Here is a 21,233-nt window from a genome sequence, read left to right as displayed (position 1 = left end):
TGCGGCGCACGATATGCGGAATTTGCGTGCTGGAGACAATGGTGATGCGCTTGTCCTCTTCCATCCACGCAAAGCAGGTCACCCCCTCCATATGGCAATGCTGGATAACCGGCGTCTGGAAGTGGTTGCTGAACTGCTGCTCGGCGGCGGCGATAGCGCTATGCGGATCGTCGGCGAGAATTTCGGTCGCCTTCAGCAGGTTGCCGCCTTCGTGGATGGCGACGGCGCCGTTCGCCAGCGCAGCCTCGGGCGAGGTAATGACCGGCAGCGCTTCCCACTCCACATTCACCAGATGCGCCGCTTTTTCGGCGGTCAGCTCATCGCGCGCCACCACGATCGCGACGGCATCGCCATGGTGGCGAACGTGTCGGCTCAACAGGCGTCGGTCGGCGACGTCTCGCTTTTCCGGATCCAGCGTCCAGGCGTGTCCGGCGGTGGCGAACGGCGTTTCCGGCACATCCTCCCAGGTAAAAATCGCCAGCACGCCGGGAATCGCCCGGGCTGCGGCGCTGTCTATTTGTTTCGCGTATCCGTGGGCTATCGGGCTGCGAACGTATTTCGCGTAACACATGCCTGCCATTACGTAATCGTCTGTATAACGCGCGCGGCCGGTGACTTTGGCCATCGCGTCTACGCGCATACAGGGTTCACCGGTGGCGGTGGCTTCCAGCTCATCCATAGTTTTCCCCTTGGTATTTAAAGCATTACCCTGGAATGAGGCAAGAACTACGCCAAAAGGGGAAAGGGGAACCGTTGGAAATACTAAACTGTGATGACTTTAAAAAAAGCACCGGGTTTGGTCGGAAACAGACGCCCGTTTAGACGGTGAGCCGTATCATAATGAGCCGGTAAAAACTCATTATGATAGGCAATCTCAGGTGATAATGCGCCGCTACGCCTGATGCTTGTCCCGCTCCAGCCGGCGGTATAGCGTACTGCGCGATATGCCAAGCGCTTTGGCCGCGAGGCTCATATTGCCGCTGGCGTCGCGGATGGCCCGGTCTTCGGCGCTCAGCGCCTGTGGCGGGGCGGCGAGATACTCCGCGGGTAAATCCGCCGGAGTGACCGTATCGCCGTCATCAGCCAGCGCTATCAGCACTTTCAGCAGACTGACCAGTTGGCGCACGTTGCCGGGCCAGGGGAGGGCGGCGAGATGCGCGATCAGCGGTTCCGAAAGGGTAATCGCCCGCTTTTCGCCCCCGGCGTCACGCCAGAGCTGACGGATAAAAACCTGCCGATGGCTCCACTCTCGCAGCGGCGCGAGGGTCAGGTTGAATTCCCGGATGCGGTAGAACAAATCTTCGCGAAACGCGCCCTCCCGCACCCGGGCGAGCAGATCCTGGTGCGTGGCGCAGATCAGCGCGAAATCTACCGGCTGGGCGGTATTGCCGCCGAGCGGCGTGACCGTTTTTTCCTGTAGCACCCGCAGCAGCCGAGTCTGCATGGTGGCGGGCATATCGCCAATCTCATCCAGAAACAGTATTCCGCCATCGGCCTCGCGGATTTTACCGGTATAGCCTTTCGCGCTGGCACCGGTAAACGCGCCGGGTAAATAGCCGAACAGCTCTGACTCAATCAGGTTTTCCGGAATAGCCGCACAGTTGACGGCAACAAACTTGCCGTTGCGCCAGCGGCTTTGCTGATACAGCTCGCGGCTGAAATGCTCCTTCCCGCAGCCGGTTTCACCGGTGATGCACAGGGCAATACCGGCGTTGAGGATACGCAGCGCTTTTTGCTTATCCAACCCCGGCGGTTGTGGGGTTGGCTCCACGCCGCTGGCCACCCAGGCGTGCTCCATCTGGCGTACGGTGCCGATGGCGTTAGTGCCTCGGGCGTTTTCGCTCCACAAATGGCCCGGCGACAGCGCCAGATGTTCGGCTTTGTTGAGAAAGCGGGTATCGCCGAGGGGGGTGAACACCAAACCTGTCGCATCGGAAAGCACCATGATCGTCGGGGGCTTTTTTAGTCCGGCGGACAGGTTCTCAAGCAGCGGCGTCGCCAGCTGTTGGACCCACGGGTTGCGCTCGCGGGCATCCTGTAAAAATGAGGGCGCAATCCACGGCTGAGCGTTGTCGTCGCGGTGCAAACCATACTCCTGACTGCGTTGCCAGGAGTCCTGTAACGGGCAGGGTAAACCTGAATCTTCATGAGGGAAGAGGGGCTTTTTTGCCTGTCGCATTATCACCTTCTCCGGTGGGTCGTGTGTTGCATATGTGTAGCAGTTAAGTTCCATATGTGTTGCGATGTGCGACACATTTACGTCAACGCCCGCCTCCTTCCGGGTGTCTTTGTTGAACGAATATGAGTATATCTATTTGATATTTATAGTTACTTTTCGGTTTCGCTCCACTTGTGCACATTCTGGCATAAGAGCTGCTTATGCCTGTTGGCTGACAGCATCATTGCCAGCTCACCTGTATCCGTTATGACAATAAGAGAGGACATCTCATGAAGTACACGCATCCTGGTTTGCCTGGCGCAAAAGTGACGTTTAAATCCCGTTACGGCAACTACATCGGCGGTGAGTTTGTGGACCCGGTTTCCGGGCGCTGGTTTGCCAACCCGACGCCCGTGACGGGCAAAACGATTGCGGAATTTCCGCGCTCAGACGCTAAAGATATTGAGCGAGCGCTGGACGCGGCGCATGCCGCGGCGGATGCCTGGGGGAAAACCAGTGTTCAGGAGCGCTCCAACGTGCTGTTAGCTATTGCTGATCGCATTGAGGCCAATCTTGAAACGCTGGCGTTGACGGAGAGCTGGGATAACGGCAAGCCGATTCGGGAAACGCTGAATGCCGACCTGCCGCTGGCGGTCGATCACTTCCGTTATTTTGCGGGCTGTATCCGCGCGCAGGAAGGGACCGCGACAGAAATTGATAACACCACCGTGGCCTACCATATTTACGAGCCGCTTGGGGTGGTTGGGCAGATTATTCCGTGGAACTTCCCGCTGCTGATGGCTGCCTGGAAGCTGGCACCCGCGCTGGCGGCGGGGAATACCGTGGTGCTGAAACCGGCGGAGCAAACGCCGCTCGGCATCTGCGTATTGATGGAACTGATTGGCGATCTTCTGCCTGCCGGGGTGGTGAACATTGTGCATGGCTACGGCGAAGAGGCGGGCGAGGCGCTGGCCCGCAGTAAGCGGATCGAAAAAATCGCCTTTACCGGCTCAACGCCGATTGGTCGCCATATCCTCTCCTGCGCGGCGGAGAACATTATCCCCAGCACTGTTGAGCTTGGCGGCAAGTCGCCGAACATCTTCTTCGAAGACATCATGAACGGCGGCGAGGAGTTCATTGATAAGGCGGTAGAAGGGGTGATCCTCGGGTTCTTCAACCAGGGCGAAGTCTGTACCTGCCCCTCGCGCGTGTTGGTGCAGGAGTCTATTTTCCCGCGCTTCCTCGAAAAAATTATTGCCCGCATGGCGCATATCCGTAAAGGCGACCCCTATGACACCGACACCATGATCGGCGCGCAGGCCTCCGAAGAGCAGTACGATAAAATTCTGTCGTATATCAACATCGCACGGGAAGAGGGCGGCGAAATTCTGGCCGGCGGCGCAAAGCTGACCCATGCCAATGAGATCCAAAACGGGTTCTATATTCAGCCGACGCTTATCAAGGGCCACAACGCGATGCGCTCTTTCCAGGAGGAGATCTTCGGGCCGGTTATCGGCATCATGACCTTTAAAGACGAGGCGGAGGCGCTGGCTATCGCCAACGATACCGAATATGGGCTCGGCGCCGGGGTCTGGACGCTGGATATCAACCGCGCATGGCGGATGGGGCGCGGGATCAAAGCTGGACGCGTATGGACCAACTGCTACCACCTCTATCCGGCACACGCGGCGTTCGGCGGGTATAAAAACTCCGGCGTTGGGCGCGAAACCCACAAAATGGCGCTGTCGCAGTACCAGCAGCTCAAAAATCTGCTGGTGAGCTTCAGCACTAAACCGCTGGGATTGTACTAAGTCCAGGCATCAATGCACCCGGCCAGGTTCCCTGGTCGGGTTAATGGCTCTCCTGAAACAGCAGCTCCATCAGGTTTTCGTTATCCATCTTTTCGCCGCTCAGTTTGCGCAGCAGCATCTCGCTTGCCAGCGTCTGCAAAGAGAAGATGATGTCCGGCTGTACCCGTTTCATTTTGCTGAGATTTTTATCTGAATTCACCAGCGCGATGATTTTCGTTTCCGCGCTGACGACCTCTTTGGCCGCCAGCACGATGAAGGCATTATCGGAGTCATCATTGCGCAGCACCAGCACGTAGCGGGCTTTGTCGGCCCCGGCGTTGGTGAGCGTTTTGCAGGCGGAGGGATCGTCAATTATCACATCAGCCTCGGCGGGGTAGTCGTGCGCGACGCCGGGCGGCACCACTATGGTGACCGTTTCATCACGCTCGGTCAGTCCGGTATAGACGCTGTGGGCAAGGGGCGTGGCGCCAATAATAATGATGTGATTTTTACGCATAGCGTGCGAAATTCTCCCTTTAATCATGCGTTTGAGGTTGCCGCCGATCATTGGGCCAATAATGGCGCTGATGGACGTTGCAAAGACGGTGATGCCCAGAATAATGATCGAGACCGTAAACAGCCGCGAGGCCGGGGTGACTGGCACGATATCCCCGAAGCCGACGGTGGACATACTGACCGTTGAAAAGTAGAGCGCTTCTGAAAGTTCGTTAATGACCGGATGGAACTGATCGCCAAGGTAGAGCGAGCCGCACAGGGCGTAAAGCAACAGCGATGTGAAGCTGACCAGCGCGAACAACGTCCCGGCGGCAAGGCTGGACTGGCTAAATTCGCGCCAGAACCACAGCAGACACAGGCAGTCGAGCACCGACAGCAGCCCCACATGGTAGAGGGTGGTCGGCAGCAAAAAGCTAAACAGGCTAATGGCGATCAGCAGGATAATCGTAAACGACCACGCGACCCGGGCGCGCAGAAAGATCCCGATGCTCATCAGCACGATAGCGAAACCGAGCATCACTTGCGGCAGCGTCAGCAGGCCGAAAGTGGAAATGGTGTCTTTCCAGCCGGTGAACTTCCCGGCGGCCTGCGGGAAAAGGTGGTAGATCTGAATGAGCACCGGCCGGAGGAAGACCCCGCCGATAAACAGCGTCAGCGCGCCTATCCAACGATTGGGCGTAAAGACCGATTTCAGCGCTTTGAGCCTGGTTGATAACACGTTCACTGTTTCCCTTCGTCTGCGACGTTTTCCTGCGACTGTCGCACTATAACATCAAGGTGGCGATTGCGGCCCCCGTCGGCGAATGATTATAGGTTACCGGTGCCGCCGTCGACCAGTATCTCGGTGCCCAGCATATAGCTTGAATCGTCGCTGGCGAGAAACAGCGCGGCTTTCGCCAGTTCCTCTGGCCTGCCCATCCGCCCCAGCGGCACCAGTTTCGCGATGTCATCCTGCAGTGTTTTTTGTGCGTCCTCTGCAAGGCCGAGCTTATTCAGCGCTGGCGTTTTCACCGGGCCCGGGCTCAGGCCGTTGACGCGAATGCCGAGGGGGAGAAATTCGGCGGACAGCGTTCGGGCCAGAGACAGCAGCGCCGCTTTGCTGGCGGCGTAGACGCTGCTGCCCGGCAGACCGATATGCGCGCTGACTGAGCCGCAAAGGATGACCGATGACGGGTTACGCAACTGCGGCAGCAGCGCCTGAATCAAAAAGTAAGGTCCTTTGAGGTTGATAGCCATCAGTCGATCCCAGGCGGCGGACTGCCATTCGGCGACCGGGCCGTGGGTTACGTCGCCTGCGTTGATGTACAGCACATCAAGATGGGGCCAGCGGGTGGCTATCTGCGCGGCAAGCGATGCCTGGGCATCGGGATCGCCAGCGTCGCAGGGGATAACCCAGGCGTTGTCGCCCAGCAGCGCTTTTGCGCACTGCAGCGTTTGCGGATTGCGTCCGGTGACCGCAACCTGCGCCCCTTCGGCCAGAAATGCCTGAGCGGTCGCAAGACCGATACCGCTGGTGCCGCCAGTGATCAGCGCATATTTTCCTGTTAATCGTCCCATCGTTGTTCTCCTGAAAATGACTGGAAAACGCACTATAGAGGCTTTAGTATCCATTAGATACAAGGTACCAATTGGATACTAAAGCACAAAGAGGTATGCAATGACGCAGGTAAAGGCGCCGGTCGCACAAAAAAATGTGGGTGATGAACCCTGCCCGATGACCGAATTCGTTTCGCTGGTTTCCGGTAAGTGGGCGATTCCGATTTTATATCGGCTGATCGTCCTGAATTCACCGGTGCGCTTTAGCTCTCTGCTGCGGGCGATGGCGCCGATTACGCAAAAAGAGCTGACCCGTCAGTTGCGACTGTTCGAGCAGCGAGGGCTGGTGGCGCGACGGGTATATGCACAGGTGCCGCCGCGGGTGGAATATCAGATAACGCCGCTGGGGCGGACGCTTGAGCGTGCGCTCACGCCGCTGGCGGAGTGGATGCGCCAGTACGGCAGCCAGCTGACGCGCCCCGAAGGTGACGGCGTTGGATTTTAAACCGTACCCGCTAGCGAAACGCTCCCCCGGGGGCGGGGGAGCATCGGTCAGACGTTTTTGCGTTCGATGGTTTGTTCGCCCCAGAAGAGCGCATCTTTGTCGGTTTTACCAAAGGCCAGCGTCAGCACTTCGTCGCTGCCTTCCTCCCAGATTTTCTCCGCCAGCTTTTCGTCATATTTTGCCACTTCAAAAATGGCTTCGGCGATTTCCGGGGACGTGTTGCGCAGGCTGGCCCATTCGCCGACGTGATGTGCTTTAGATTCTTGATTCGGCATCATACTCCTCCTGTTGAAGGTTAGCCGTTGAGTTTGACTGCCAGACCAGCGACATATTCGCCCTGGTAGCGGGCAATCGAAAGTTCTTCCTGACTTGGCTGGCGCGAACCGTCGCCGCCTGCGATGGTTGTGGCGCCATAAGGCGTGCCGCCGCGCACCTGAGAAACATCAAACAGTTCTTGTGCCGCATAGCCGATAGGCACAATCACCATGCCGTGATGCGCAAGCGTCGTCCAGGTGGAGGTGATGGTTTGCTCCTGGCCGCCGCCGGTACCGGTAGAGCTGAAGACGCTCGCCAGTTTGCCGTAAAGCGCGCCGGAGACCCAAAGACCGCCTGTCTGATCGAGGAAAGTCCGCATTTGCCCGGACATATTGCCGAAGCGGGTGGGAGTACCAAAGATAATGGCATCATAGTCCGCCATTTCCTGCGGCGTTGCCACAGGGGCGTTTTGTGTTTTACCGCCGGCTTTCGCGAATGCTTCAGCCTGCATAGTTTCCGGTACGCGTTTTAGCACCACATCGGCGCCGCTGACTTTTTCTGCACCTTCGACAACGGCACGCGCCATGGTTTCGATGTGTCCATACATGGAATAATAAAGCACCAGAACTTTTGCCATTTGCGTCACTCCTCGGTTTATTATCAAAACAGCCAAACGCTGCATGTTATTAAAGATATGCCCTGTAGCCGGGAGTGCCAACCGTGAATAGCATTTCATTGATTTATAACAAGTTGGCAACGTTTTTTACTTTGTAGCAAAATGACACACTTTTGCGCCGAACATTTCATAAGCGATAAGAGAGCCTTATGTATCACGCAGCGGCAATCCCATACTTTCTTACCATCGCATGTTGCAGAATATTACGGTTTGCCGGTTAGCCATGCCGATTCCACTAAGCTTAGTCCCACGCGGAAGTGATAGCGATCGCCGCCAGGCGCGCTGCCGCGTAGACTCAGCCTAAACCATCGGAGGTCAGTAATGGCAAACCATCGTGGCGGTTCAGGTAATTTTGCTGAAGACCGCGAAAGAGCAGCAGAAGCAGGTCGGAAAGGTGGCCAGCACAGCGGGGGGAACTTCAAAAACGATCCTCAACGCGCATCAGAAGCTGGAAAAAAAGGGGGGAAAAACAGTCACGGTAATCGTCACAGCTAGGTGACTGTAGCAGAGCGATACGCTGTCCTGAAATCCCATCAATCCCCGCCGCCGGGTTATCCCGGCGGTTTTTTTCTGCCTCGCGGTTGCAGTGGACGCAGGGAATCTGCACACTTGAGGGCTGATTGTTATCCTGGTGTTGCTATGTCACTCCTCTCCCGCTATCAATTCTCCGTCAAACCCCAGGAAGCGATCCTCATTCTGATCACTCTGTTCTGGGGCGGTACCTTCCTGGCGGTGCAGTATGCCGTGACCATGAGCGGGCCCTTTTTCTTCGTCGGTTTACGCTTCGCCACAGCGGCGCTGGCCGTGGCGCTGCTGTCGCTAAAAACGCTGCGCGGGCTGACGCGGCGTTTATCGTGCTGGGCGTGCTGGTCAGCGAACTTAAATTTAAGCAGAAGAAAGGCCCCAGCGCCGGGGCGAGTAACACCGAGGATGCATGTACCCCGCAGGAATAACCCAGGAGAGAGCTATGGCACAGGATGTAGTGAAAAAAACGGGAAAACGCACCCAGGCGGTGAGCGCCAAAAAGCAGGCGATTCTTGCCGCCGCGCTGACTACCTTTTCGCAGTTCGGTATCCACGGTACCCGGCTTGAGCAGGTTGCAGAGCTCGCCGGGGTATCGAAAACCAATCTGCTCTATTACTACCCCTCAAAAGACGCGCTCTATGTGGCGGTGATGCGCAATATCCTCGATATCTGGCTCGCCCCGCTGCGCGCCTTTCGGGAGGATTTCACCCCGCTGGTGGCGATACGCGAATATATTCGCCTCAAGCTTGAGGTATCGCGGGACTATCCGGAAGCCTCGCGGCTGTTTTGTCTGGAGATGCTACAGGGCGCGCCGCTGCTGATGGCCGAGCTGACCGGTGATTTGAAAGGGCTGGTGGCGGAGAAATCGGCGATTATCGAAGGCTGGGTGGACGCGGGTAAGCTGGCGGTGGTCGACCCGCATCATCTGATTTTTATGATTTGGGCGGCGACCCAGCACTATGCGGATTTTGCCACCCAGGTCGAGGCCGTCACCGGAAAAACGCTACAGGACGAGGTTTTTTTTCAACAGACGGTGGACAGCGTCCAGCGTATGATTATCGAAGGGATCCGCGTGCGTTAATTGCCTGGCGGCAGCGGGCAACTGATATCGCCTTCATCGCAGTGCAGCAGCGATTCCAGCCACGCGGTGCGCTCGACGGTTTTGTCGGTCATACACTGGCTGTTGATCATCGGCTGGATGCTGCCGCCCGCGCTGCCGGAGCTCATCAGCGCGCAGTCGGCGTCGCGCAGGGCCATCCATTTTTGCTGCGCGATTTTCAGCAGCGCTTTCTGCGTCTCGGGCGCGCGTTTTAGCACGGCGGCATACGCGTCGTTTAGCGTCTTATCGGCAGCCTGATACTGCGCGGCGGTGCACGCGTTGAGCGCCGTTTGCGTTGACGCAGTGCTGCATTCATCCGCCAGCGACATTGCGCTGACGAGCAGCGCGCCGCAGGCAATCAAGATTCGTTTCATGATGTTGTCCGGTTAAAGAAAAAGGCTCCGTTTCCGGAGCCTTATTAGCACAGCCTTAGCCGATTGTCATCAGACTGGCGTTCCCCCCCGCCGCGGCGGTGTTCACGCTCAGCGAACGCTCCAGATAAAGACGCTCAAGCAGCAGATTTGTTTCTCCCCGGGCAAAGCCCTGAACCGAAACGAGAGCGCCATCGCGCGCGGCGACCTGCTGGCACAGTTCGCGCAGTTGGTCGGAGTCGCCGTGATAGATAACCGCATCGAACGGCTGGCTGGTCAACACGTCCGCTTTGGCAAAGCGGATACGCTCGCTGACGGCTTTCGGCAACTGTTTGACCAGATCGCGATGCAGGCTGTCTTCCGGCCACAATACCTCGCTGCCTGCGGCGGTCACTGCTGCCAGCTGTACCAGTGCATCCTGCGGGTTATCCGCGATGCACAGCACGCGTTCGCGCGGCATCAGCGTCCAGGTGTTGCGCTCGCCGGTCGGTCCTGGCAACAGGCGCTGGGTGCCTGACTGCGCCAGTTCTTCATAGCGCAGGCACAGCGACTGTAGCTCAGGTTTACCCGCTGCCCACTCGCGCAGCGCCTGTAGCGGCTGGTTGATGAGCGTTTTCAACTGGGCATCTACCGGGCGCTCGGTGTCGTGACGGGCGAGGGTGGTCGCCAGCGCGTCGTCCGGGCGGCTGGAGAGCAGACGATAGAGGTACAGCGGACCACCGGCTTTCGGACCGGTGCCGGACAGGCCTTCACCGCCGAACGGCTGCACGCCGACCACAGCGCCGACCATATTGCGGTTGACGTACAGGTTGCCGACGTTCGCGCTGCCGGTGACGTGGGCGATGGTTTCATCAATACGGGTGTGCACGCCGAGCGTCAGACCGTAGCCGGAAGCGTTAATCTGACCGATCAGCTCATTCAGTTCGTTGCGGTTGTAGCGCACCACGTGCAGCACCGGGCCGAAGACCTCTTTTTTCAGTTCATCAAAGCTGTTCAGCTCGATAAGCGTCGGCGCAATGAAGGTGCCGCTCTGCCACTCGCGGGCATCCTCGCTGTTTTCACGTACCGCCTGATAGACCGGACGCCCTTTCGCCCGCAGCGTCTGGATGTGGCGCTCAATATTGGCTTTGGCTTCGTTGTCGATAACTGGGCCGATATCCGTTGTCATGCGGCCCGGGTTGCCCATCCGGCACTCGGCCATGGCGCCCTTCAGCATGGTCAGAGTGTGGTCGGCTATCTCTTCTTGCAGACACAGCACGCGCAGCGCGGAACAACGTTGACCCGCGCTGTCGAAGGCCGAGGCTAGCACATCCACCACCACCTGCTCGGTGAGCGCGGAGGAGTCGACGATCATGGCGTTCATGCCGCCGGTTTCAGCGATAAGCGGCGTCGGGCGACCCTGCGGATCAAGACGGCTGGCGATATTGCGCTGCAGCAGGGTGGCGACTTCTGTCGAGCCTGTGAACATGACGCCGCGCACACGGCTGTCAGCGGTCAGCTGCGCGCCGACGGTTTCGCCACGGCCTGGCAGGAGTTGCACCACGCCCGGCGGTACGCCGGCTTCCAGCAGAATGTGGATCCCCTGGGCTGCGATAAGCGGCGTCTGCTCCGCAGGTTTTGCCAGCACGCTGTTGCCCGCGGCAAGCGCGGCGGCAATCTGGCCGGTGAAAATGGCCAGCGGGAAGTTCCACGGGCTGATACAGACGACCGGCCCGAGCGGACGGTGGGTTTCATTGGCGAAGTCGTCGCGCACCTGCCCGGCATAGTAGTGCAGGAAATCGACCGCTTCGCGCACTTCGGCAATGGCGTTGCTGAAGGTCTTACCGGCTTCGCGCACCAGAATGCCAATCAGCTGCTGCATCTGGTCTTCCATCAGCACTGCGGCGCGTTCAAGGATAGCGGCGCGCTCCTGCGGCGGGGTGGCGAACCAGATAGGTGCATTGTTAACTGCGTTCTCCAGCGCCAGCTCCACTTCACGCTCAGAGGCGTCACGGGCATAACCGACGATGTCTTTCGGCTCGGCAGGGTTAATGACCGGCGTCATATCGCCCTCGGCAACTGGCTGCTCAAGCATCGGCAGCGCCCGCCATTTCTGCAACGCGCTGTTCAGCAGCGATGAGGAGAGCGACGCCAGGCGGTGTTCGTTGGCCAGATCAAGCCCGGCGGAGTTGGCGCGGCCCTCGCCGTAAAGATCGCGCGGCAGCGGGATTTTCGGGTGCGGCAGCCCGGCGATGCCCTCCTGCGTCGCCATTTTTTCCACGGCGGCGACCGGGTCGGCGACCAGTTCGTCAAGCGGCAGCGTGGTATCGGCGATGCGGTTAACAAACGAGGTGTTGGCGCCATTTTCCAGCAGGCGGCGTACCAGATAGGCCAGCAGCGTTTCGTGGGTACCTACCGGGGCATAGATGCGGCATGGACGGTTCAGTTTGCCTTCCGCTACTTTACCGACCACCTGTTCGTACAGCGGCTCGCCCATACCGTGCAGGCACTGGAACTCGTACTGGCCCGGGTAGTAGTTCTGACCCGCCAGTTGGTAAATGGCCGCCAGCGTATGGGCGTTGTGAGTGGCGAACTGCGGGTAGATAAGGTTCGGAACGCCAAGCAGTTTTTTCGCGCAGGCAAGGTAGGAGACATCGGTATATACCTTACGGGTATAGACCGGGTATCCCTCAAGACCGTCCATCTGCGCACGTTTAATTTCGCTGTCCCAGTAGGCGCCTTTCACCAGACGAATCATCAGGCGGCGGCGGCTGCGGGTGGCGAGATCGATCAGGTAGTCAATGACGAACGGGCAGCGCTTCTGGTAGGCCTGGATAACGAAGCCGATACCGTTCCAGCCAGCGAGTTCCGGCTCAAAGCAGAGTTTTTCCAGCAGATCGAGGGAAATCTCCAGACGATCGGCTTCTTCGGCATCGATATTAATCCCGATATCGTACTGGCGCGCCAGCAGGGTCAGCGACTTCAGGCGCGGATAGAGTTCATCCATCACCCGGTGATACTGCGCGCGGCTGTAGCGCGGGTGCAGCGCCGAAAGCTTGATGGAGATCCCTGGGCCTTCATAAATTCCGCGGCCGTTGGAGGCCTTGCCGATGGCATGAATAGCCTGCTGGTAAGAGACCATATAGGCCTGCGCGTCGGCGGCGGTCAGCGCCGCTTCGCCCAGCATATCGTAGGAGTAGCGGAAGCCTTTTTCTTCAAGCTTGCGGGCATTGGCCAGCGCTTCGGCAATGGTCTCTCCGGTGACGAACTGTTCGCCCATCAGGCGCATCGCCATATCCACGCCTTTGCGGATCAGCGGTTCGCCGCTCTTACCGATAATGCGGTTCAGCGATTTAGACAGGCTGGCTTCGTTATGCGTTGAGACCAGCTTGCCGGTAAACAGCAACCCCCAGGTGGCGGCGTTGACGAACAGCGACGGGCTGCGGCCGATATGCGACTGCCAGTTGCCGTTGCTGATTTTGTCGCGGATCAGCGCATCGCGGGTGGCTTTATCCGGAATACGCAGCAGCGCTTCGGCCAGGCACATCAGCGCCACGCCTTCCTGCGAGGAGAGAGAAAACTCCTGCAACAGGCTCTGCACCATGCCCGCACGGCCGCTGGCGGTTTTCTGGTTACGCAGCTTTTCGGCGAGTTGATACGCCAGCTTATGGGCGTTTTCCGCGACCGGCTGCGGCAGGCGGGCCTGCTCAAGCAACATCGGGACCGCGTCGGTCTCCGGGCGGCGCCAGGCGGCGGTAATGGCGGAGCGGGTCACTGACTGCGGCAGGATCTGCTCGGCGAAATCAAGGAACGGCTGGTGAATTTCATCCGGCGGGTAGGTCGTATCATCGCTTTCATTTGCCGCGCCGGACAATAACGCCGGCAGCTCGGGCAACGCGTCGTCGTTTTCCAGTTTTTCCAGATAGTTAAAGATGGCCTGCTTAATCAGCCAATGCGGCGTACGGTCAATGCGAGTGGCTGCGCTTTTGATGCGTTCGCGCGTTGCGTCATCAAGCTTAACCCCCATCGTGGTGGTGCCCATACCGGTTGCTCCTGTCGTTCTGTTAACTTAATTTTGGTTGCAGTGAAATATCTACTATGTTGCAACTTTGTGCAACCATGTTAAATGTGACGCCACCAGCAATCAGAAAAAGCCGTGGATTGTTAAATGTGAGTAACACGATAAAAACGGAGGGATAACACGCCATACACCAGAAACTCTGCGGTAGTTAACATTTTTAAAAGGTGCAACCTTGAAAAGCGTGAGCGAGTGCAACCTATAGAAAGGTGATGACGTTGCGGGGATGTATTATGTGTAAACGAGGTGTTAAAACGTTTGTGAATACATTCGGCTTACGGCAGGATACGGGCCGCCCGTAACAAAGAACACTCATTACTTCGTTCCGGTAATGGAGATAAACAGAATTATTCTGGAGAATGATTGATGGCTATTAGCACACCGATGGTGGTGACTTTTCTTATTTATATATTTGGCATGATCCTGATTGGGTTTATGGCATGGCGTTCGACCAAGAACTTTGACGACTACATCCTCGGCGGCCGCAGCCTTGGGCCGTTTGTCACCGCGCTGTCTGCCGGTGCGTCCGACATGAGCGGCTGGCTGCTGATGGGGCTGCCGGGGGCGATTTTCATTTCCGGTATTTCCGAAAGCTGGATCGCTATCGGGCTGTGCATGGGGGCATGGATCAACTGGAAGCTGGTTGCCGGACGTCTGCGTGTGCATACTGAAGTGAACAACAATGCGCTGACGCTGCCGGACTACTTCTCCGGGCGGTTTGAAGACAACAGCCGCGTGCTGCGCATTATCTCCGCACTCGTTATTCTGCTGTTTTTCACCATTTATTGCGCTTCCGGTATTGTGGCGGGGGCGCGTCTGTTCGAAAGCACCTTCGGTATGAGCTACGAGACCGCGCTGTGGGCGGGTGCGGCGGCCACCATTCTGTATACCTTTATCGGCGGCTTCCTCGCGGTGAGCTGGACGGATACCGTGCAGGCGAGCCTGATGATTTTCGCGTTGATCCTGACGCCGGTTATCGTGATTATCACCGTCGGGGGTTTTGGCGATTCGCTGGAGGTGATTAAGCAGAAGAGCATTGAAAACGTGGATATGCTCAAGGGGCTTAATTTTGTGGCTATCGTTTCGCTGATGGGGTGGGGGTTGGGTTATTTCGGCCAGCCGCACATTCTGGCGCGCTTTATGGCGGCGGATTCTCACCACAGTATCGTCCACGCGCGCCGCATCAGTATGGCCTGGATGATCCTCTGCCTCGCGGGTGCGGTTGCGGTAGGTTTCTTCGGTATTGCTTACTTTAACAATAACCCGTCGCTGGCGGGCGCGGTGAACCAGAACGCCGAGCGTGTGTTCATCGAGCTTGCGCAGATCCTGTTTAACCCTTGGGTAGCCGGGATTCTGCTGTCGGCGATTCTGGCGGCGGTTATGTCAACCCTGAGCTGCCAACTGTTGGTGTGCTCCAGCGCCATCACCGAAGATCTCTACAAAGCCTTCCTGCGTAAAGGCGCGAGCCAGAAAGAGTTGGTCTGGGTTGGGCGCCTGATGGTGCTGGTGGTTGCGCTGGTGGCGATTTCGCTGGCGGCAAACCCGGAAAACCGCGTTCTGGGGCTGGTAAGCTACGCCTGGGCAGGTTTCGGCGCAGCGTTTGGTCCGGTCGTCTTGTTCTCGGTGATGTGGTCGCGGATGACCCGCAACGGGGCGCTGGCGGGGATGGTTATCGGCGCGCTGACCGTGATTGTCTGGAAGCAGTTCGCCTGGCTGAACCTGTATGAAATCATCCCGGGATTTGTGTTCGGCAGCATCGGTATCGTGGTATTTAGCCTGCTGGATAAAGCCCCTTCGGCCTCGATGCAGCGACGTTTTGCCGAGGCGGACGCGCACTATCGCTCCGCGCCGCCGTCTAAGCTGCAAGTGGAATGATATCAAGCCCGCGCAAGCGGGCTTTTTCTTGCCTGTTGATCTGTCTGTGTTTCTTCCTGCCCGCTAATCCCTTGTGTTGTTAAAGGTTTCTTACATCCTGTCATCATTCTCTACACATTTTGCTTGTGTTTCTCATCATCATAATGATAATCACTATCAATCACATTTACGTATCTTTGCACCGGTTGACGGCGATTCACATTAAGGGTGTTCGGCATGTTTGTTCCATTTCTCATTATGTTACGTGAAGGTCTTGAGGCCGCACTGATCGTCAGTCTCATTGCCAGCTATCTCAAGCGTACGCAACGGGGTCGCTGGATTGGCGTCATGTGGGTTGGCGTGTTCCTTGCCGCCGCGCTGTGCCTGGGACTGGGCATATTTATTAATGAGACCACTGGCGAGTTTCCGCAGAAGCAGCAGGAGATGTTCGAAGGCGTTGTGGCGGTCATTGCGGTGTTCATCCTCACCTGGATGGTGTTCTGGATGCGCAAAGTGTCCCGCAACGTGAAGCAGCAACTGGAGCAGGCGGTGGATAACGCGCTGCAAAAAGGCAGCAACCACGGTTGGGCGCTGATTTTGATGGTCTTTTTCGCCGTAGCGCGCGAAGGACTGGAATCAGTGTTTTTCCTGCTGGCGGCCTTCCAACAGGATCTCGGCATCTGGCCGCCGCTCGGGGCGATGCTGGGGCTGGTGACATCTATAGTGCTTGGCTTTCTGCTCTACTGGGGCGGCGTGCGCCTCAATCTTGGCGCGTTCTTCAAGTGGACCAGCCTGTTCATTCTGTTCGTTGCGGCCGGGCTTGCGGCGGGCGCGATTCGCGCATTTCACGAGGCGGGGCTGTGGAACCATTTCCAGGACGTGGCTTTCGACCTCAGTAACGTGCTTTCCACCCACACTCTGTTAGGCACGCTGCTGGAAGGCATTTTGGGTTACCAGGAAGCCCCGAGCGTCAGCGAAGTCGCGATGTATTTTATTTATCTGATTCCGGCGCTGGTGCTGTTCGCCATGCCGCCGCGCGTCATCGCCGCGCCGTCGCGTTCGGCGCCCTGACAACGATCCAATCATTTTCCGTTTGGTTACAACATACTTTTTAAAAGGGATGAGTCATGACGATTAACTTCCGCCGTAGCGCGCTGCAGTTGGGCATCGCTGCGCTGTTCTCTTCTGCCTTTGCGGCCCAGGCGGCCGATATTCCGCAGGTGAAAATCACGGTCAACGACAAGCAGTGTGAACCGATGAGTATTACCGTGAACTCAGGTAAAACCCAGTTCATTATTCAAAACCACAGCCAGAAAGCCCTTGAATGGGAGATCCTTAAGGGCGTAATGGTGGTGGAAGAACGTGAGAACATCGCGCCGGGCTTTACCCAGAAGCTGACCGCGAACCTGCAGCCTGGCGAATATGAGATGACCTGCGGCCTGCTGACGAATCCGAAAGGCAAGCTGACGGTGAAAGGCGAGGCGACTGCCGATGCGGCGAAAGCGGATGCGGTGCTGAGCCTTGGCGATGCCATCACGCAGTACAAAGCCTGGGTTAGCGTGCAGGCGACGGAGCTGGTGAAAAGCACCCAGGCGTTTACCGCAGCCGTGAAGGCGGGCGACCTTGAAAAAGCCAAATCCTTGTATGCCCCGACGCGCCAGTACTATGAGCGTATTGAACCTATCGCCGAGCTGTTTGCTGACCTCGATAGCCGTATTGACGCCCGCGAAGACGACTACGAGAAAAAAGCCGCCGACCCGAAATTCACCGGTTTCCACCGTCTGGAAAAAGCGCTGTTTGGCGATAACACCACCAAAGATATGGGTCATTATGCCGACCAACTGAATAACGACGTACAGGAGCTGCAAAAGCGCATCAGCGAGCTGGCATTCCCGCCGTCAAAAGTGGTCGGCGGCGCGGCGGACCTGATTGAAGAGGTTGCGGCTAGTAAGATCAGCGGTGAAGAAGATCGCTACAGCCACACCGATCTGTGGGACTTCCAGGCGAATGTCGATGGCGCGCAGAAAATCGTCGACCTGCTGCGTCCTCAGCTGCAAAAAGACAACAGCGCGCTGCTCGCTAAGGTTGATGCCAACTTCAGGAAAGTGGACGCTATTCTGGCGAAATACCGCACCAAAGACGGTTTTGAGACCTATGACAAGCTGACCGACGCTGACCGCAACGCGCTGAAAGGGCCGATCACGACGCTTGCGGAAGATCTGGCGCAACTGCGCGGGATCCTGGGGCTGGACTAAGCGCGATGGCAGAGAAAAAACAAGACGACGTGAATGAGCCTTCGCGCCGTCGGTTACTGAAAAGCATGGGCGCGCTGGGCGGCGCGCTGGCCATTTCGGGCGGTTGCCCGGTGGCCCATGCGGCGAAATCATCACAGCCGACAATGCGCGCTGCTGTCGATTCGCGGAGGGAAACTCAGCCGTTTTACGGTCAGCATCAGGCTGGCGTACTGACGCCGCAGCAGGCTGCAATGATGGTGGTGGCGTTTGATGTGCTGGCCAGCGACAAGGCCGAACTCGAACGCCTGTTTCGCCTGCTGACCGATCGTATTGCATTTCTGACCCACGGCGGCCCGGCGCCTGATACGCCGAATCCACGTCTGCCGCCGATGGATTCCGGTATTCTTGGCCCGTATATCGCACCGGACAACCTGACCGTCACCGTGTCGCTGGGACATTCGCTGTTTGACGAGCGTTTTGGTCTGGCGGATAAGGCGCCGAAAAAGTTGCAGCGAATGACGAAGTTTCCTAACGACGCGCTGGATGCTTCGCTGTGCCACGGCGATGTGCTGCTGCAGATCTGCGCGAATTCGCAGGACACGGTCATTCACGCGCTACGCGACATTATTAAGCATTCACCGGATCTCCTGAGCGTACGCTGGAAGCGGGAAGGATTTATTTCAGACCACGCCGCGCGCAGTAAAGGGAAGGAGACGCCGGTAAACCTGCTTGGCTTTAAGGATGGAACGGCTAACCCGGACAGCACCGATACCGCGCTGATGAACAACGTTGTGTGGGTTACAGCGGAGCAGGGTGAACCGTCCTGGACGGTGGGCGGTTCATATCAGGCCGTGCGTATTATCCAGTTCCGCGTCGAGTTCTGGGACCGCACGCCGCTTAAGGAACAGCAGACCATTTTCGGGCGCGATAAGCACAGCGGCGCGCCGCTTGGCATGCAGCACGAGCACGATGTACCGGATTACGCCAGCGACCCGAATGGCGATGTGATTGCGCTCGACAGCCATATCCGCCTCGCCAATCCGCGCACGCCGGAATCTCAGCCCAGCCTGATGATGCGCCGCGGCTACAGCTATTCGCTCGGCGTCAACAACGCCGGACAGCTTGAGATGGGGCTGCTGTTTGTGTGCTATCAGCACGACCTGGAGAAGGGATTCCTGACGGTGCAGAAGCGTCTGAATGGCGAAGCGCTTGAAGAGTATATTAAGCCGGTTGGCGGTGGTTACTTCTTTGTGTTACCGGGTATAAAAGAGCGTTCGCGCTATCTTGGACAGGCGTTGCTTGAAGCCTGATTCAGCGTCCTGCCCACCTGGGCAGGCGCTTTTCTTCACGTTTTTTCTTGTTGGCGCACGGTGCCTGGCCATTGATTATTGAGCAGCGCTATCGGCTACTCCTCTATATTTTTATTTCACGATAATCAAGCTATAACGGTATTTTTGTTTGGTTAAAAATTTTAAAATAAATTTATGGCATTGGGATGTTATTGAATGCAGTATCGCCGCCTGGTTAAGGCGATTTTTATATCCTGTGAATCCTGATTTAACGCCGGGACAGAATTGACGGCGGGCGTTCCCCGGAGGTAGATTTATCGGTCAGTCGCGTCATAGCGGCATTGACGCGATTTTAGGGGCCATTGCATCAGTTCCGCGGTTTTCGTGCAGGTACTTGCGTTTTCGTAAATATTTCAGTAAAGCGGATTGATGAACCGGGCTGTGGGGGTGTGGCTACGCTGGACATAAGACCTCAGTTATTAATTTATTATTAGACAAATGCAACGGTAAAACCACAATGACCACCACTTTAATCATTTTGTTAATATTAAATACAATCGCTATTTTCTTAATAATGGTTGCTATTCATTCATTAATGAATAGCGAAAAACGGATTAGAAACGACATACTCAATCTTCAGCAGAGGCTCTCTCAGGCAGACAAGCCGATTGATGAAGAACCCATCATCGAGAAAACAAAAGAAGTTTGCCTTATTGAATCAGAGCCATCACCAGAGGATAAAATCGATCAAATAAAGTTCGATAAACATCAACGTATCATGCGAAAAAAAGAGGCTCAGGATGCTCAGCGACGGTTTGAAAATGAGTGGCTTGCCGATTTAATAAAAAAAATAGAGCAATATATTTGAAGAAACCGGCCAGGGTGCAGCTTGCGAAGAGATGTACATACCGGAATTCGACGGCATGAAAGGCTGGCCGTTGGTACCCGAAGGGAGGACATAAGCCCCGAATCCTGCGCTGATCAAATGCGGCTAGCGGTACTTTCGGTTAAAAAGTGTTCGATATTGCCTTTTGTTGTTCATTGCCCGTTATTTATAACCTATTGATTTTTATTGTATGTGTATGTTTTTTAACAGGGTTGAAAAACACTATCATAATTCTGTAGTATTTTTGTCAGATGCTATTCCCGATTAAACGGGAAACCAGACGTTATGTTTAAGTAAAAAATATGTTGCATCAATGCTAATTTTTGGTGTACTTATTACATAAGCGGTAGTTCCCGGCAGTGATGATGTTTCACTATGGAGATCGCTAATGGTAGCGTCCTGTACTGGACAGAGAATAACAAACAACCGCACTCCTCAGCGCGGAGGCCACACCTCCGGCAGCGATTTCTTCACCACGAAATTTCCCCAGTTTACGGCAGCTAACGCGTTCACCGACGTGATGCGCGGCGAGCTATCGCGTATCGTCACGTCATTTCAACAGGCAAGCAATGGCTTACAAGGAAGCCAAACCTCAGACGTTCGTGCTCATCATCGTGCTGATTTACGCACGTGTAATGTAGACCAACAACTCAAGGTGCTATCCATGGGAAGACAAAAAGCAGTGATCAAAGCTCGTCGTGAAGCAAAACGTGTGCTGAGACGGGATTCACGGAGCCACAAGCAACGTGAAGAAGAATCGGTCACCTCGCTTGTGCAGATGAGTGGCGTAGAAGCAATTGGCATGGCGCGGGATAGCCGTGATAATTCTCCTATTGCAGCGCGCAATGACGCTCAGGCGCACTACCTGAATGCTATCGAGAGTAAATCGCTTATTTTCGCCACGGGCGAGGCAGGGTGCGGTAAAACCTGGATCAGCGCGGCGAAAGCGGCCGAGGCGCTGATTCATAAGGACGTAGAAAGGATTATCGTGACCCGCCCGGTGCTACAGGCCGATGAAGATCTTGGCTTTCTACCCGGAGATATGTCCGAGAAATTTGCGCCGTACTTCCGGCCCGTCTATGACGTGTTGGTAAAACGCTTAGGCGCGTCTTTTATGCAGTACTGCCTGCGCCCGGAAATTGGCAAGGTGGAAATCGCGCCGTTCGCCTATATGCGCGGACGTACATTTGAAAATGCGGTCGTGATTCTTGACGAGGCCCAGAACGTGACCGCTGCGCAAATGAAGATGTTCCTGACGCGCCTCGGGGAAAACGTGACGGTCATCGTCAACGGTGATATCACCCAGTGCGACTTGCCCAGGGGCGTGCAGTCCGGTTTAAGTGATGCGCTGGCGCGTTTTGTGGAAGATGAGATGGTGGGGATTGTCCGCTTCACGAAAGAGGATTGCGTGCGTTCGGCGTTGTGCCAGCGGACGCTGCATGCGTACAACTGAGGTTAATGCTATTGCTGACAAAGCCCGGG

Annotated in this window: 18 protein-coding genes and 1 pseudogene; 11 read left to right on the top strand and 8 right to left on the bottom strand. The window is 56.6% G+C overall.

From position 1 onward, the window contains the following. Both JO226_RS04475 and JO226_RS04470 read right to left on the bottom strand, forming a co-directional pair. A partial coding sequence (locus JO226_RS04475; protein ID WP_293493851.1) for a molybdopterin cofactor-binding domain-containing protein occupies positions 1-679 on the bottom strand: 679 nt, incomplete at its 3' end. Between the two features lie 213 nt (positions 680-892). Then, on the bottom strand, positions 893-2,179 hold the full coding sequence (locus JO226_RS04470; protein WP_293493849.1) for a sigma 54-interacting transcriptional regulator: 1,287 nt from the start codon (positions 2,177-2,179) through the stop codon (positions 893-895). A gap of 269 nt (positions 2,180-2,448) precedes the next feature. Between JO226_RS04470 and JO226_RS04465 the strand changes: the two genes are divergently transcribed. Then, a complete protein-coding gene (locus JO226_RS04465) occupies positions 2,449-3,969 on the top strand; it encodes an aldehyde dehydrogenase family protein (RefSeq protein WP_293493846.1) in 1,521 nt (506 codons plus the stop codon). Between the two features lie 40 nt (positions 3,970-4,009). On the opposite strand, the gene kch is transcribed toward JO226_RS04465, so the two are convergent. Next, a complete protein-coding gene (gene kch, locus JO226_RS04460) occupies positions 4,010-5,188 on the bottom strand; it encodes a voltage-gated potassium channel protein (RefSeq protein ID WP_293493844.1) in 1,179 nt (392 codons plus the stop codon). 83 nt (positions 5,189-5,271) lie between these two features. Beyond that, entirely contained in the window at positions 5,272-6,021 is a 750-nt protein-coding gene (locus JO226_RS04455) for an SDR family oxidoreductase (protein WP_293493841.1), read from the bottom strand. 100 nt (positions 6,022-6,121) lie between these two features. Here JO226_RS04455 and JO226_RS04450 point away from each other — a divergent pair, with 100 nt between their 5' ends. Further along, positions 6,122-6,505: a helix-turn-helix domain-containing protein gene (locus tag JO226_RS04450; RefSeq protein ID WP_293493838.1), complete on the top strand. Its 384-nt coding sequence runs from the start codon at positions 6,122-6,124 to the stop codon at positions 6,503-6,505. A gap of 47 nt (positions 6,506-6,552) precedes the next feature. On the opposite strand, the gene JO226_RS04445 is transcribed toward JO226_RS04450, so the two are convergent. Both JO226_RS04445 and wrbA read right to left on the bottom strand, forming a co-directional pair. Beyond that, positions 6,553-6,780: a YccJ family protein gene (locus JO226_RS04445; RefSeq protein WP_293493853.1), complete on the bottom strand. Its 228-nt coding sequence runs from the start codon at positions 6,778-6,780 to the stop codon at positions 6,553-6,555. A gap of 20 nt (positions 6,781-6,800) precedes the next feature. Beyond that, a complete protein-coding gene (gene wrbA / locus JO226_RS04440; RefSeq protein ID WP_293493835.1) occupies positions 6,801-7,397 on the bottom strand; it encodes an NAD(P)H:quinone oxidoreductase in 597 nt (198 codons plus the stop codon). A gap of 360 nt (positions 7,398-7,757) precedes the next feature. Between wrbA and JO226_RS04435 the strand changes: the two genes are divergently transcribed. The 3 genes and pseudogenes from JO226_RS04435 to rutR all read left to right on the top strand — a co-directional run bounded on the left by JO226_RS04435 (position 7,758) and on the right by rutR (position 9,042). Next, a complete protein-coding gene (locus JO226_RS04435; protein WP_071841406.1) occupies positions 7,758-7,931 on the top strand; it encodes a general stress protein in 174 nt (57 codons plus the stop codon). A gap of 144 nt (positions 7,932-8,075) precedes the next feature. Then, positions 8,076-8,279: pseudogene (locus JO226_RS04430) on the top strand (EamA family transporter); the annotation flags it as partial. Positions 8,280-8,403: 124 nt separating this feature from the next. Beyond that, positions 8,404-9,042 (top strand): HTH-type transcriptional regulator RutR, encoded by a 639-nt coding sequence (gene rutR, locus JO226_RS04425; protein WP_293493826.1) that lies wholly within the window; start codon positions 8,404-8,406, stop codon positions 9,040-9,042. Here rutR and JO226_RS04420 read toward each other — a convergent pair. Together JO226_RS04420 and putA are read right to left on the bottom strand one after the other, a co-directional pair. Continuing rightward, complete coding sequence (locus JO226_RS04420) at positions 9,039-9,434, bottom strand: lysozyme inhibitor LprI family protein (RefSeq protein ID WP_293493824.1); 396 nt, start codon at positions 9,432-9,434, stop codon at positions 9,039-9,041. The two genes, rutR and JO226_RS04420, sit on opposite strands and share 4 nt — an antisense overlap. A 55-nt stretch (positions 9,435-9,489) precedes the next feature. Further along, entirely contained in the window at positions 9,490-13,452 is a 3,963-nt protein-coding gene (putA, locus tag JO226_RS04415) for a trifunctional transcriptional regulator/proline dehydrogenase/L-glutamate gamma-semialdehyde dehydrogenase (RefSeq protein WP_293493821.1), read from the bottom strand. A gap of 402 nt (positions 13,453-13,854) precedes the next feature. On the opposite strand from putA, the gene putP reads away from it, so the two are divergent. From putP to phoH, 6 genes are all read left to right on the top strand, one after another. Then, on the top strand, positions 13,855-15,363 hold the full coding sequence (gene putP, locus JO226_RS04410; RefSeq protein WP_293493818.1) for a sodium/proline symporter PutP: 1,509 nt from the start codon (positions 13,855-13,857) through the stop codon (positions 15,361-15,363). A gap of 216 nt (positions 15,364-15,579) precedes the next feature. Next, the gene (gene efeU / locus JO226_RS04405) at positions 15,580-16,413 is read left to right on the top strand and encodes an iron uptake transporter permease EfeU (RefSeq protein WP_293493815.1); all 834 of its coding nucleotides are present in this window, start codon (positions 15,580-15,582) and stop codon (positions 16,411-16,413) included. 56 nt (positions 16,414-16,469) lie between these two features. Further along, entirely contained in the window at positions 16,470-17,597 is a 1,128-nt protein-coding gene (efeO, locus tag JO226_RS04400) for an iron uptake system protein EfeO (RefSeq protein ID WP_293493812.1), read from the top strand. A gap of 5 nt (positions 17,598-17,602) precedes the next feature. Continuing rightward, positions 17,603-18,886 (top strand): iron uptake transporter deferrochelatase/peroxidase subunit, encoded by a 1,284-nt coding sequence (gene efeB / locus JO226_RS04395; protein WP_293493809.1) that lies wholly within the window; start codon positions 17,603-17,605, stop codon positions 18,884-18,886. Between the two features lie 496 nt (positions 18,887-19,382). Continuing rightward, positions 19,383-19,733 carry a hypothetical protein gene (locus tag JO226_RS04390; protein WP_293493806.1) on the top strand — a complete coding sequence of 117 codons (351 nt, stop codon included), beginning with the start codon at positions 19,383-19,385 and terminating at the stop codon, positions 19,731-19,733. A gap of 682 nt (positions 19,734-20,415) precedes the next feature. Next, positions 20,416-21,204 (top strand): phosphate starvation-inducible protein PhoH, encoded by a 789-nt coding sequence (phoH, locus tag JO226_RS04385; protein WP_062740862.1) that lies wholly within the window; start codon positions 20,416-20,418, stop codon positions 21,202-21,204. The last annotated feature ends 29 nt before the right edge of the window (positions 21,205-21,233 follow it).

It is taken from the genome of Pluralibacter sp. (genome assembly GCF_019237635.1).
Classification (GTDB): Bacteria; Pseudomonadota; Gammaproteobacteria; order Enterobacterales; family Enterobacteriaceae; genus Enterobacter_B.
Note: the sequence above shows the minus strand (reverse complement) of the source record. Positions and strands in the feature narration are given on the sequence as shown.